Source organism: Micromonospora sp. NPDC004540, from assembly GCF_040610095.1.
Taxonomy (GTDB): Bacteria; Actinomycetota; Actinomycetes; order Mycobacteriales; family Micromonosporaceae; genus Micromonospora.
Genome location: NZ_JBEXLR010000028.1, coordinates 24,525 through 38,691, shown reverse-complemented (window position 1 = coordinate 38,691; position 14,167 = coordinate 24,525). Strand labels below are relative to the sequence as shown.

Below are 14,167 nucleotides of genomic sequence, written 5' to 3'. Positions count from 1 at the left end.
CGCCTCTCGGGTAAGGCAACGGCAGCACCACCGCCGCTCCGCCCGAGCGGACCGGCAGGAACATCGCGTTCCGAGCGGCCCGGTTGACCCGGTTTTCCGAGGTCCCGAGGCAAGTTCCGCGATGACCTGCGGGGTGGGCTGGACAGCGGTTAGCCTCTCGGCTACGCTGCTAGTTTGCGCTGCCTTCCGACTTGACCCCTGCTCGGAAATGTCCGTTTACGGATAATTCTGGTGGGGTCATTGGAGTGCACGCGTACCAGCCGTTCTGCAGCACCGGTCCTCGGAAGGACGCATCTTGGCAGCTTCCCGCCCTGCGAAGACCAGTCGTACGTCGAGCGCTTTCGCGCCCCGCCGAGTTTCTTTCGGTCGGATTACCGAACACCTCGAGGTCCCCAACCTCCTCGCCATCCAGAACGAGTCCTTCGACTGGCTCGTCGGCAACGAGGCTTGGCAGGGCCGGTCGTCGGACGACCCGCACGCACGCTCGGGTCTCGCGGAGATCCTCGACGAGATCAGTCCCATTGAGGACTTCTCCGGCACCATGTCGCTCTCCTTCTCGGCTCCGCGCTTCGACGAGGTCAAGGCCTCGATCGAGGAGTGCAAGGAGAAGGACCTGACCTACTGCGCGCCGCTGTTCGTGACCGCGGAGTTCACCAACAACACCACCGGCGAGATCAAGAGCCAGACGGTGTTCATGGGTGACTTCCCGATGATGACGCCGAAGGGCACCTTCATCATCAACGGCACCGAGCGCGTCGTGGTCAGCCAGCTCGTCCGCTCGCCGGGCGTCTACTTCGACAAGCAGCCGGACAAGACCTCCGACCGCGACCTCTCCAGCGTCAAGGTGATCCCGAGCCGGGGTGCCTGGCTGGAGTTCGACATCGACAAGCGCGACACGGTCGGCGTACGCATCGACCGCAAGCGCCGGCAGGCCGTCACCGTCCTGCTCAAGGCCATCGGGTGGTCCGCGGAGCAGATCCGCGAGAAGTTCGGCTGGTCCGAGCTGATGATGACCACGCTCGAGAAGGACCACATCGCCGGGCAGGACGAGGCGCTGCTCGACATCTACCGGAAGCTCCGCCCTGGCGAGCCGCCGACCCGTGAGAACGCCCAGACCCTGCTCGACAACCTCTTCTTCAACCCGAAGCGGTACGACGTCGCCAAGGTCGGTCGTTACAAGTTCAACAAGAAGCTCGAGCTGGACGTGCCGATCACCACCGGCACGCTGACCGAGGACGACATCGTCGCCACCGTGGAATACCTCTGCCGGCTGCACGCCGGTGAGGAGGGCTACGAGGCCGACGACATCGACCACTTCGGCAACCGGCGCCTGCGCACCGTGGGCGAGCTGATCCAGAACCAGGTCCGGGTGGGTCTCTCCCGCATGGAGCGGGTCGTCCGCGAGCGGATGACCACCCAGGACGTCGAGGCGATCACGCCGCAGACCCTGATCAACATCCGCCCGGTGGTGGCGGCGATCAAGGAGTTCTTCGGCACGTCGCAGCTGTCCCAGTTCATGGACCAGACCAACCCGCTGGCGGGCCTGACCCACCGGCGCCGGCTGAGCGCGCTCGGCCCGGGTGGTCTGTCCCGGGAGCGGGCCGGCTTCGAGGTCCGTGACGTGCACCCGTCCCACTACGGCCGGATGTGCCCGATCGAGACGCCGGAAGGCCCGAACATCGGTCTGATCGGCGCGCTCTCCACCTTCGCCCGGGTCAACCCGTTCGGCTTCATCGAGACGCCGTACCGGAAGGTCATCGACGGTCGGGTCACCGACCAGATCGACTACCTGACCGCGGACGAGGAGGACCGGTTCGTCAAGGCGCAGGCCAACGCCCCGCTGAAGTCGGACGGGTCGTTCGCCGAGGACCGCGTCCTGGTCCGCCGTAAGGGCGGCGAGACCGAGGACGTGGCGCCGTCGGCCGTCGACTACATGGACGTGTCGCCGCGGCAGATGACCTCGGTCGCGACCGCGATGATCCCGTTCCTCGAGCACGACGACGCCAACCGCGCGCTCATGGGCGCGAACATGCAGCGTCAGGCGGTGCCGCTGGTCAAGGCCGAGGCCCCGCTGGTCGGCACGGGCATGGAGTACCGGGCGGCCGTGGACGCCGGTGACGTGGTCGTCGCCGAGGTCGGCGGTGTGGTCGAGGACCTCTGCGCGGACTACATCACCGTCCACCAGGACGACGGCCACCGTCGGACCTACCTGCTGCACAAGTTCCGCCGCTCCAACGCCGGCTCCTGCGTCAACCAGAAGCCGGTCGTCTTCGAGGGCGACCGCGTCGAGGCCGGCCAGGTCATCGCCGACGGTCCGTGCACCGACGAGGGCGAGATGGCGCTCGGGCGCAACCTGCTCGTGGCGTTCATGACCTGGGAGGGCCACAACTACGAGGACGCGATCATCCTGTCGCAGCGCCTCGTGCAGCAGGACGTGCTCACCTCGATCCACATCGAGGAGCACGAGGTCGACGCCCGGGACACCAAGCTCGGCCCGGAGGAGATCACCCGCGACATCCCGAACGTCAGCGAGGAGATGCTCGCTGACCTCGACGAGCGCGGCATCATCCGGATCGGCGCCGAGGTCGTCCCCGGCGACATCCTGGTCGGCAAGGTCACCCCGAAGGGCGAGACCGAGCTGACCCCCGAGGAGCGGCTGCTCCGCGCGATCTTCGGCGAGAAGGCGCGCGAGGTCCGGGACACCTCGCTGAAGGTGCCGCACGGCGAGACCGGCACGGTCATCGGTGTGCGTACCTTCTCCCGCGAGGACGGCGACGAGCTGCCCCCGGGCGTGAACGAGCTGGTCCGGGTCTACGTGGCCCAGAAGCGCAAGATCCAGGACGGTGACAAGCTCGCGGGCCGCCACGGCAACAAGGGCGTCATCTCCAAGATCCTGCCGATCGAGGACATGCCGTTCCTGGAGGACGGCACCCCGGTCGACATCGTGCTGAACCCGCTCGGTGTGCCGTCCCGGATGAACATCGGTCAGGTCCTGGAGACCCACCTCGGGTGGGTGGCCAAGACCGGCTGGAGCGTGGACGGCGACGACGCCGACTGGAAGCGCCAGCTCCGCTCGATCGAGGCGCACGAGTCCGAGCCCGACACCAACGTGGCCACTCCGGTCTTCGACGGTGCCCGGGAGGAGGAGATCTCCGGTCTGCTCGCGTCGACCCTGCCCAACCGGGACGGCAAGCAGCTGATCGGCTCCTCCGGCAAGGCGCAGCTGTTCGACGGTCGCTCCGGCGAGCCGCTGCCGGACCCGATCGCGGTCGGCTACGTCTACATCCTCAAGCTCAACCACCTGGTCGACGACAAGATCCACGCCCGGTCGACCGGCCCGTACTCGATGATCACGCAGCAGCCGCTGGGTGGTAAGGCGCAGTTCGGTGGCCAGCGCTTCGGTGAGATGGAGTGCTGGGCCATGCAGGCGTACGGCGCCGCCTACGCCCTGCAGGAGCTGCTGACCATCAAGTCCGACGACGTCCTCGGCCGGGTGAAGGTCTACGAGGCGATCGTCAAGGGCGAGAACATCCCGGAGCCGGGCATCCCGGAGTCGTTCAAGGTGCTGCTCAAGGAGCTGCAGTCGCTGTGCCTCAACGTCGAGGTGCTCTCCAGCGACGGCGTGGCCCTCGAGATGCGCGAGACCGACGACGAGGTGTTCCGGGCCGCGGAGGAGCTGGGCATCGACCTGTCCCGGCGCGAGCCGAGCTCGGTCGAAGAGGTCTGAGGCGAGCGGTCGGGAGCCGGTCCGCCGGCTCCCGACCCCGCCCGTTAGCTAGGCAGTACAGACGACGACATAGGGGACATAGTGCTCGACGTCAACTTCTTCGACGAGCTGCGCATTGGCCTCGCCACCGCCGACGACATCCGTCAGTGGTCCCACGGCGAGGTCAAGAAGCCCGAGACCATCAACTACCGCACCCTGAAGCCGGAAAAGGACGGGCTCTTCTGCGAGAAGATCTTCGGTCCGCAGCGGGACTGGGAGTGCTACTGCGGTAAGTACAAGCGGGTCCGCTTCAAGGGCATCATCTGCGAGCGCTGCGGCGTCGAGGTGACCCGCTCCAAGGTTCGCCGCGAGCGGATGGGTCACATCGAGCTGGCCGCTCCGGTGACCCACATCTGGTACTTCAAGGGCGTGCCGAGCCGGCTGGGCTACCTGCTGGACCTCGCTCCGAAGGACCTCGAGAAGATCATCTACTTCGCCTCGTACGTCGTGACGAGCGTGGACGCCGAAGCGCGTCACCGTGACCTCTCGACCATCGAGAACGAGATCCTGGCCGAGAAGCGGCAGGCCGAGAACAGCCGCGACTCGGAGATCGAGAAGCGGGCCGCCAAGCTCGAGGCCGACCTGGCCGAGCTGGAGGCCGAGGGCGCGAAGGCGGACGTCCGGCGCAAGGTCAAGGAGGGCGGAGAGCGCGAGATGCGCCAGATCCGCGACCGGGCCCAGCGCGAGATCGACCGCCTCGACGAGGTCCTCGACACCTTCCGCAAGCTCGAGCCGAAGCAGCTGGTCACCGACGAGCTGCTCTACCGCGAGCTGCGCGACCGCTTCGGCGAGTACTTCACCGGCAGCATGGGCGCCGAGGCCATCAAGGCGCTGGTCCAGAACATGGACCTGGAGGCCGAGGCCGAGAACCTGCGCGAGACCATCCGCTCCGGCAAGGGCCAGCGGAAGATCCGGGCGCTCAAGCGGCTCAAGGTCGTGGCGGCGTTCCAGAACACCCGCAACTCGCCGCTCGGCATGGTGCTGGACTGCGTCCCGGTCATCCCGCCGGACCTGCGTCCGATGGTGCAGCTGGACGGTGGCCGCTTCGCGACCTCCGACCTGAACGACCTGTACCGCCGCGTGATCAACCGGAACAACCGCCTCAAGCGGCTGATCGACCTCGGCGCGCCCGAGATCATCGTCAACAACGAGAAGCGGATGCTCCAGGAGGCCGTCGACGCGCTGTTCGACAACGGCCGTCGCGGCCGGCCGGTCACCGGCCCCGGCAATCGTCCGCTGAAGTCGCTCTCCGACATGCTCAAGGGCAAGCAGGGCCGGTTCCGCCAGAACCTGCTCGGCAAGCGCGTCGACTACTCCGGCCGTTCGGTCATCGTGGTCGGCCCGAAGCTCAAGCTGCACCAGTGCGGCCTGCCCAAGCAGATGGCGCTGGAGCTGTTCAAGCCGTTCGTGATGAAGCGGCTGGTGGACCTCAACCACGCGCAGAACATCAAGTCCGCCAAGCGGATGGTCGAGCGGCAGCGGCCGGTCGTGTGGGACGTGCTGGAAGAGGTCATCGGCGAGCACCCGGTCCTGCTGAACCGGGCGCCGACCCTGCACCGGCTGGGCATCCAGGCCTTCGAGCCGCAGCTGGTCGAGGGCAAGGCCATCCAGATCCACCCGCTGGTCTGCACGGCGTTCAACGCGGACTTCGACGGTGACCAGATGGCGGTCCACGTGCCGCTGTCCGCCGAGGCCCAGGCCGAGGCGCGGATCCTGATGCTGTCGTCGAACAACATCCTCAAGCCGGCCGACGGCAAGCCGGTCACCATGCCGACCCAGGACATGGTCATCGGCCTCTACCACCTCACCCACCTCACCCCGGGTGGGCAGGGCGAGGGCCGGGCGTTCAGCTCGGACGCCGAGGCGCGGATGGCGTTCGACAACCGTGAGCTGCACCTGCAGACCCCGGTCAAGATCCGCCTGCGGGGCATCGTCGGGGTCGACAACGGCGCCGGCGCGGAGCCGTGGGTCGCGCCCGAGGGCTGGGTCGAGGGTGAGCCGGTGACGGTGGAGACCACCCTGGGCCGGGTCCTGTTCAACGAGACGCTGCCGCAGGGCTACCGGTTCGTGAACTACGAGATCCGCAAGGGCCAGCTCTCCGCGATCGTCAACGACCTCGCCGAGCGCTTCCCGAAGGTGGCCCTGGCGGCCACCCTGGACGGGCTCAAGGAGGCCGGCTTCCACTGGGCCACCTGGTCCGGCGTCACCATCGGCATGGAGGACGTCATCGCTCCCCCGCGCAAGCGGGAGATCCTGGACCGGTACGAGAAGGAAGCCGACCGGATCGACAAGCAGTACCAGCGTGGTCTGATGACCGCCGAGGAGCGTCGCGGCGAGCTCATCGAGATCTGGACCAAGGCGACCAACGAGGTCGCCAAGGAGATGGACACCGCACTGCCGCAGGAGAACCCGCTGTGGAAGATGATCAACTCGGGTGCCCGCGGTAACCTGCTCCAGCTCCGGCAGATCGCGGCGATCCGTGGTCTGGTGGCCAACCCGAAGGGTGAGATCATCCCGCGGCCGATCAAGGCCTCGTACCGGGAGGGTCTGTCCGTGCTGGAGTACTTCATCTCCACGCACGGCGCCCGGAAGGGTCTCGCGGACACCGCCCTGCGTACCGCCGACTCGGGTTACCTGACCCGGCGTCTGGTGGACGTCTCGCAGGACGTCATCATCCGCGAGGAGGACTGCGGCACCGACCGCGCCATCCCGATGCAGATCGGCGAGCGGCTCGACGGCAAGCTGGTCGTGCACGAGCACGCCGAGACCAGCGTGCACGCCCGCACCCTGGCCGACGACATCAAGGGGCCGGACGGCACCGTGGTGGCCCACCGGGGGCAGGACATCAACTCGATCCTGGTCGACGCGATCGTCGCGGCCGGGGTGGAGACGGTGCGGGTGCGCAGCGTGCTCACCTGCGAGTCGAAGCTGGGCGTCTGCGGTGCGTGCTACGGCCGCTCGCTGCCGACCGGCAAGACCGTGGACGTCGGCGAGGCGGTCGGCATCATCGCCGCCCAGTCGATCGGTGAGCCGGGTACGCAGCTGACGATGCGTACCTTCCACACCGGTGGTGTCGCGGGTGAGGACATCACCCAGGGTCTGCCCCGTGTCCAGGAGATCTTCGAGGCCCGGGTCCCGAAGGGTAAGGCGCCGATTGCCGACACCCCGGGTCGGATCCGGATCGAGGACGGCGAGCGGTCCCGCAAGATCGTCGTCATCCCGGACGACGGCAGCGACGAGATCGTCTACGACAAGATCTCGAAGCGGGTCCGGCTCCGGGCGCACGACGGCGACCACGTCGAGGTCGGCGAGAAGCTCACCGAGGGCACCATCGACCCGCACGAGCTGCTGCGCATCCTCGGCCCGCGCGCGGTCCAGGTCCACCTGACCCAGGAGGTCCAGGAGGTCTACCGCTCGCAGGGTGTGCTCATCCACGACAAGCACATCGAGATCATCATCCGCCAGATGCTCAAGCGGGTGACGGTCATCGACTCCGGCTCGACCGAGTTCCTGCCGGGCGTGCTGGTCGACCGGGCGCTGTTCGAGTCGGAGAACCGCCGGCTCGTCGGCGAGGGTGGCGAGCCCGCCGCCGGTCGCCCCGTGCTGATGGGTATCACCAAGGCCTCGCTGGCCACCGACTCCTGGCTGTCGGCGGCCTCCTTCCAGGAGACCACCCGGGTGCTGACGGACGCGGCGATCCACGCCCGCAGCGACTCGCTGATCGGTCTCAAGGAGAACGTGATCATCGGTAAGCTCATCCCGGCCGGTACGGGCATCAGCAAGTACCGCAACGTCCGGGTCGAGCCGACCGAGGAGGCGAAGGCCAAGGTCTACTCGATGACCGGCTACCCGGAGACCGACTACGGCTTCGGGCCGGCCAGCGGCCAGGCGGTGCCGCTGGACGACTTCGACTTCGGGTCGTACCGCTAAGCAGTAGGAACGACGAGGCCCCCGGCGGATGCCGGGGGCCTCGTCGCGTCCGGGGACGCGTCGACCGGTGGTCCATCGGGGCATGATGGTGGGCATGACGACCGTGCCCGGGCAGGTGCCCGTCGCCCAGCAGGGGCAGCGCCATCCGCTCGACCCCGAGCCGGTCCGCTCGACCAAGGCCCGCGCGGTCTTCGCCCTCGGGCTGATCGGTGCGCTCACCGGCTTCTTCGTCGGCGGGGTGGTGCCCGCGACCATCGCGCTCACCCTCGCCCGGCAGGCCCGCCGCGAGGCGTACGTCTCGGGTGGTTTCCTCACCGGCGCGGGCTGGCTGCGCCGGGGCGAGCAGCTGGCCTGGACGGGTCTGCTGCTCGCGGCCGTCGCGATCGTGGCGGCCGTGGTGATCGGCGTGGTCCGGCTCGCCGGCGCGCCGTTCGGGCACGACTTCGCCCCGAACATCGACTGACCGGGCGGGGGAGCGCGACCGCGCCCGACCCCGCCGGCGGGACCCGCGACGGTAGCCTGGCCGGTGTCCGCCGCGCGGCGGACGAGCCACGGCGACAGGAGGACCCCGTGACGGAACCGGCCCCGCCGCCGGGAGGCGACCCGACCCGCCCCGGCACCGGGCCGGGTGACGGCTCCGCGGGTCCGTGGGCCGGGTCCGCCGAGGGGCCGGGCGCGCCGCCGGAGGCCGCCCGGGGGTACGCCTCGCCGCAGTCCGCGCCGCCCGGGTCCTGGCCGCCCGCCGGACCGTACCCGCCCGCTCCGGCGGCGCCGCCCGGCGTCGCTCCGCACCACGTCGGGCAACCCGCCCCGGCCGGCCCCGGCGCGCACCACAGCGCGTCCGCCCCGGCCGGTTGGCCGGTGTCCGGGGCGTACCCGGGGCAGCAGCCGGCGCACGGCGGTGGGTGGGCGGCGCCGGGGAGCGCGCCGGCCGGCGGTGGCTGGGGTGCTCCCGCCGTGCCGCCGCCCCCGCGCGAGGCGCCGCGCCCGCCGAAGCGCGTCGACGCCGTCCCGGGCACCCCGTTCGGGGTGGTCCACCTGGACGTGCCGCCGGTGACCTCGGGGCTCGCCATCGGGTCGCTGGTCACCGGGATCGCCTCGATCCTGGTCTCGCTGCTGGTGCTCTGCTTCGGCGTCGCCGGGCCGGACTACGGCGGGGCCTGGGCGGCCGGCGCGTTCACCGTGCTCGGGGCGATCGCCGGCACCGCGGCCGTCGTGGCGGGGCTGCTGGCCCGGCGGCAGATCCGGCGGCCGGCGCCGCCGCCGGCGGTCCGGTTCACCGGGCGCGGCCTGGCCATGGCGGGGCTCAGCTGCGGGGGAGTGGGGCTGCTGGTCAGTCTGGGTGGGCTCGCGCTGGCCCTGGTGGTGCAGATCACGTGAACCGGCCGCCCGGACGGGCGACGCGCTGACCAGTTACGACCGGTATGCCCGGATGTCCGGGGTCCGGGTGGAACCGGGCCCGCCGGTCCGAGCGCCGGGGAAGCCGGTACACTTGTCACCGTAGGTGCCCATGACGGGCGGGCGGGCACGACGCGATCGGCCGGCGGACTGCGACGTGGTCCTCCCGGACCGCTCCGTTTTGACCCGCGCGGCTGTGGTAGGTACTCTTTCCCCTTGTGCCCGGGCTAGCCCGGGCAATGCGTGCGTGCGCCGGAACCGGTCAACCGGTGATCGCGCGGCCGCACGACAGAGCCCCAAGACCTGGCGCCGGGAGTTTCCTGCGCCGGTGACAAAACCCGGTAACGACGCGCAAGCGACCGCACCGGGGACCGTGACTCGGGCGACACGCCCGACCGCGGGTGCTGGGACCCCCGTCAGGTGGCCCTGGTTGAAATGTAGGAGAGCCGTCCATCAGGCCGGCTAGAGCAGACGGCGCGGTCGCCTCGCAGCGGCCGAAGGGAGCGGAGAAACCCGGTGCCCACCATTCAGCAGCTGGTCCGAAAGGGCCGTCAGGCCAAGACGACCAAGACCAAGACCCCGGCGCTCAAGGGGTCTCCCCAGCGGCGCGGCGTGTGCACCCGCGTGTACACCACCACCCCCAAGAAGCCGAACTCGGCGCTGCGCAAGGTCGCTCGTGTCAAGCTCAGCAGCCAGATCGAGGTGACCGCCTACATCCCGGGCGTCGGCCACAACCTGCAGGAGCACTCGATCGTGCTCGTCCGCGGCGGCCGTGTGAAGGACCTCCCCGGCGTGCGGTACAAGATCGTTCGCGGTTCGCTGGACACCCAGGGTGTCCGCAACCGCAAGCAGGCTCGCAGCCGTTACGGCGCGAAGAAGGAGAAGAGCTGACATGCCGCGTAAGGGACCCGCTCCGCGGAAGCCGCTGGTCGCTGACCCGGTGTACAACTCGCCGCTGGTCACCCAGCTGGTGAACAAGATCCTGATGCGCGGCAAGCGTCAGCTCGCCGAGCGCATCGTGTACGCCGCCCTGGAGGGGTGCCGCGAGAAGAGCGGCACCGACCCGGTCGTCACGCTCAAGCGCGCGATGGACAACGTCAAGCCCACCCTCGAGGTGCGCAGCCGCCGGGTCGGTGGCGCCACCTACCAGGTGCCGGTCGAGGTCCGTCCGGCCCGCGCGACCACCCTCGGTCTGCGCTGGCTGGTGACGTACTCCAAGGCCCGTCGCGAGAAGACCATGGTCGAGCGGCTGATGAACGAGCTGCTGGACGCGAGCAACGGCCTCGGTGCCGCCGTCAAGCGGCGCGAGGACACGCACAAGATGGCCGAGTCCAACAAGGCCTTCGCGCACTACCGCTGGTAACACCCTGGTTCCGGCGCCCTCGAGGCGCCGGAACCGCCACCAGTTGTGTCGAGACGACGATAAGTAGGGATTAGAAGTGGCCGCCGCAGACGCGCTCGCCAACGTACGCAACATCGGCATCATGGCGCACATCGATGCCGGTAAGACCACGACCACCGAGCGGATCCTGTTCTACACCGGTATCACGTACAAGATCGGTGAGGTCCACGAGGGCGCCGCCGTCATGGACTGGATGGAGCAGGAGCAGGAGCGTGGTATCACCATCACCTCTGCTGCTACCAAGTGTGAGTGGAAGGGCCACACGATCCAGATCATCGACACGCCCGGTCACGTCGACTTCACGGTCGAGGTCGAGCGGTCGCTGCGGGTGCTGGACGGTGCGGTCGCGGTCTACGACGGTGTCGCCGGCGTGGAGCCGCAGACGGAGAACGTCTGGCGGCAGGCGGACAAGTACCACGTCCCGCGGATGTGCTTCGTCAACAAGCTCGACCGGACCGGCGCCGACTTCTTCCGCTGTGTGCAGATGATGATCGACCGGCTCAACGCCACCCCGCTGGTGCTCCAGATCCCGATCGGGCTCGAGGGCGACCACATCGGTGTCGTCGACCTGATCGGCATGCGCGCCCTCACCTGGCGCGGGGAGACCCAGAAGGGTGAGGACTACGCGATCGAGGAGATCCCGGCCGACCTGGCCGACTCCGCGGCCGAGTGGCGCGAGAAGCTCATGGAGACCCTGGCCGACGTCGACGACTCGGTGATGGAGAAGTACCTGGAGGGCGAGGAGATCTCCGTCGAGGAGATCAAGGCCGCCATCCGGCGCGCCACCATCGCCAGCAAGGCCAACCCGGTGCTCTGCGGCTCGGCGTTCAAGAACAAGGGCGTGCAGCCCATGCTCGACGCCGTGGTCGACTTCCTGCCGTCGCCGCTGGACGTCCCGGCCATCGAGGGCACCGCCACCGACGGCGAGACCCCGATGCAGCGGAAGCCGTCGACCTCGGAGCCGTTCGCCGGCCTGGCCTTCAAGATCCAGACCGACAAGCACCTCGGCAAGCTCACCTACGTCCGGGTCTACTCCGGCGTGGTCGAGACCGGCACCCAGGTGGTCAACTCCACCAAGGACCGCAAGGAGCGGGTCGGCAAGATCTACCAGATGCACGCCAACAAGCGGGAGGAGCGCGGCTCCGCCAAGGCTGGCGACATCATCGCGGTGCAGGGTCTCAAGCAGACCACCACCGGTGACACCCTGTGCGACCCGGCGAACCCGGTCATCCTGGAGTCGATGACCTTCCCGGAGCCGGTCATCGAGGTCGCGATCGAGCCGAAGACCAAGGCCGACCAGGAGAAGCTCAGCACCGCCATCCAGCGGCTGGCGGAGGAGGACCCGACCTTCCGCGTCAAGCTGGACGAGGAGACCGGTCAGACGGTCATCTCCGGCATGGGCGAGCTGCACCTGGACATCCTGGTCGACCGGATGCGCCGTGAGTTCAACGTCGAGGCGAACATCGGTAAGCCGCAGGTGGCGTACCGCGAGACGATCCGCCGCAAGGTGGAGAAGATCGAGTACACCCACAAGAAGCAGACCGGTGGTTCCGGCCAGTACGCCCGCGTGATCGTGAGCATCGAGCCGCTGCCGCTGGACAACGACTCGCCGACCTACGAGTTCGCGAACGCCGTCACCGGTGGCCGCATCCCCCGGGAGTTCATCCCGTCGGTGGACGCGGGTGCCCAGGACGCGATGCAGTACGGCATTCTCGCCGGCTTCCCGCTGGTGGGTGTCAAGCTGACGCTGCTGGACGGCCAGTACCACGAGGTCGACTCGTCGGAAATGGCATTCAAGATCGCCGGCTCGATGGTGATGAAGGAGGCGGCCCGCAAGGCCGACCCCGCACTGCTCGAGCCGATGATGGCCGTTGAGGTCACCACCCCTGAGGAGAACATGGGTGACGTCATCGGCGACCTCAACTCCCGGCGGGGCATCATCCAGGCGATGGAGGAGCGCAGCGGCGCCCGCATCGTCCGGGCCCTGGTGCCGTTGTCGGAGATGTTCGGCTACGTCGGCGACCTGCGGTCGAAGACCCAGGGCCGGGCTAGCTACAGCATGCAGTTCGACTCCTACGCCGAGGTTCCGCAGAGCGTGGCGAAGGAGATCATCGCCAAGGCGACGGGTGAGTGACGCTCACCTGAGCTGATCCGATGATCCGGGGCCGGTCGCGGGAGGGTTCTCCCGCCCGCGGCCACCTCGGTCGGATTGTGTGATTCCGGGCCTGTAGGCTTCATCGCCGCAGAACCCACAAAGGCTCTCCGGCCACCAGGTCGGAAAGGCTGTCGACAGAGTCCTAAGCGCCGACCCGGCGCACCGGGGCGAACGAACCAAGAAAGTCCACAGGAGGACACCAGTGGCGAAGGCGAAGTTCGAGCGGACTAAGCCGCACGTCAACATCGGCACCATTGGTCACATCGACCACGGTAAGACGACGCTGACGGCGGCCATCACCAAGGTCCTGCACGACCAGTTCCCGGACCTCAACCCGTACACGCCGTTCGACGAGATCGACAAGGCGCCGGAGGAGAAGGCCCGCGGCATCACGATCTCGATCGCGCACGTCGAGTACCAGACCGAGGCGCGTCACTACGCGCACGTCGACTGCCCCGGTCACGCCGACTACATCAAGAACATGATCACCGGTGCCGCCCAGATGGACGGCGCGATCCTGGTGGTGGCGGCGACCGACGGCCCGATGCCGCAGACCCGCGAGCACGTGCTGCTGGCCCGTCAGGTCGGTGTGCCGTACATCGTCGTGGCGCTCAACAAGAGCGACATGGTCGACGACGAGGAGCTCCTGGAGCTCGTCGAGCTCGAGGTCCGCGAGCTGCTCTCGTCGCAGGAGTACCCGGGTGACGACCTGCCGGTCGTCCGGGTCTCGGCGCTGAAGGCCCTCGAGGGTGACCCCGAGTGGACCGGCAAGCTCATGGACCTCATGAACGCTGTCGACACCGCGATCCCGCAGCCGGAGCGCGAGACCGAGAAGCCGTTCCTGATGCCGATCGAGGACGTGTTCACGATCACCGGTCGTGGCACCGTCGTCACCGGTCGCGCCGAGCGCGGCATCCTCAAGCCGAACGAGGAGGTGGAGATCGTCGGCATCCGCGAGAAGTCGATGAAGACCACCTGCACCGGCATCGAGATGTTCCGCAAGCTGCTCGACGAGGCCCGGGCCGGCGAGAACGTCGGTCTGCTCCTCCGCGGCATCAAGCGCGAGGACGTCGAGCGCGGCATGGTCGTCATCAAGCCGGGCACCACGACCCCGCACACGGAGTTCGAGGCGACGGTCTACATCCTCTCCAAGGAGGAGGGCGGCCGGCACACCCCGTTCTTCCAGAACTACCGTCCGCAGTTCTACTTCCGGACCACGGACGTCACCGGCGTCGTCACGCTGCCCGAGGGCACCGAGATGGTCATGCCGGGCGACAACACCACGATGTCCGTGAAGCTGATCCAGCCCATCGCGATGGAGGAAAACCTCAAGTTCGCGATCCGGGAGGGTGGCCGCACGGTCGGCGCTGGTCGCGTCACCAAGATCGTCAAGTGAGCTGGGTAACCCCGATTAGCGTCGCCGCCGGTCGTGCGGCATACTAGTCAGGTTGCGTAACGACGGTCAGTCGCCTGCGTCCGGTTAACGCTGGACCTCCGGGTGTCAGACAGTCTCGCG

8 protein-coding genes are annotated in these 14,167 nt (G+C 68.6%); all 8 read left to right on the top strand.

What is annotated here, in order from left to right:
- Positions 1–295 precede the first annotated feature (295 nt).
- Positions 296–3,727 carry a DNA-directed RNA polymerase subunit beta gene (locus ABZV78_RS12635; protein ID WP_355638011.1) on the top strand — a complete coding sequence of 1,144 codons (3,432 nt, stop codon included), beginning with the start codon at positions 296–298 and terminating at the stop codon, positions 3,725–3,727.
- Positions 3,728–3,808: 81 nt separating this feature from the next.
- Positions 3,809–7,696 carry a DNA-directed RNA polymerase subunit beta' gene (locus ABZV78_RS12630; RefSeq protein WP_355638009.1) on the top strand — a complete coding sequence of 1,296 codons (3,888 nt, stop codon included), beginning with the start codon at positions 3,809–3,811 and terminating at the stop codon, positions 7,694–7,696.
- A gap of 94 nt (positions 7,697–7,790) precedes the next feature.
- The gene (locus ABZV78_RS12625) at positions 7,791–8,159 is read left to right on the top strand and encodes a hypothetical protein (RefSeq protein WP_355638007.1); all 369 of its coding nucleotides are present in this window, start codon (positions 7,791–7,793) and stop codon (positions 8,157–8,159) included.
- 494 nt (positions 8,160–8,653) lie between these two features.
- Positions 8,654–9,076 carry a hypothetical protein gene (locus tag ABZV78_RS12620; protein WP_355638057.1) on the top strand — a complete coding sequence of 141 codons (423 nt, stop codon included), beginning with the start codon at positions 8,654–8,656 and terminating at the stop codon, positions 9,074–9,076.
- Positions 9,077–9,610: 534 nt separating this feature from the next.
- The gene (gene rpsL, locus ABZV78_RS12615; RefSeq protein WP_007465318.1) at positions 9,611–9,985 is read left to right on the top strand and encodes a 30S ribosomal protein S12; all 375 of its coding nucleotides are present in this window, start codon (positions 9,611–9,613) and stop codon (positions 9,983–9,985) included.
- Between the two features lies 1 nt (position 9,986).
- Positions 9,987–10,457, top strand: a complete 471-nt coding sequence (rpsG, locus tag ABZV78_RS12610) for a 30S ribosomal protein S7 (RefSeq protein WP_088647009.1) — start codon at positions 9,987–9,989, stop codon at positions 10,455–10,457.
- Positions 10,458–10,533: 76 nt separating this feature from the next.
- Positions 10,534–12,630: an elongation factor G gene (gene fusA / locus ABZV78_RS12605; RefSeq protein ID WP_355638005.1), complete on the top strand. Its 2,097-nt coding sequence runs from the start codon at positions 10,534–10,536 to the stop codon at positions 12,628–12,630.
- A 223-nt stretch (positions 12,631–12,853) separates the two neighbouring features.
- On the top strand, positions 12,854–14,047 hold the full coding sequence (tuf, locus tag ABZV78_RS12600) for an elongation factor Tu (RefSeq protein ID WP_091262807.1): 1,194 nt from the start codon (positions 12,854–12,856) through the stop codon (positions 14,045–14,047).
- Positions 14,048–14,167 lie beyond the last annotated feature (120 nt).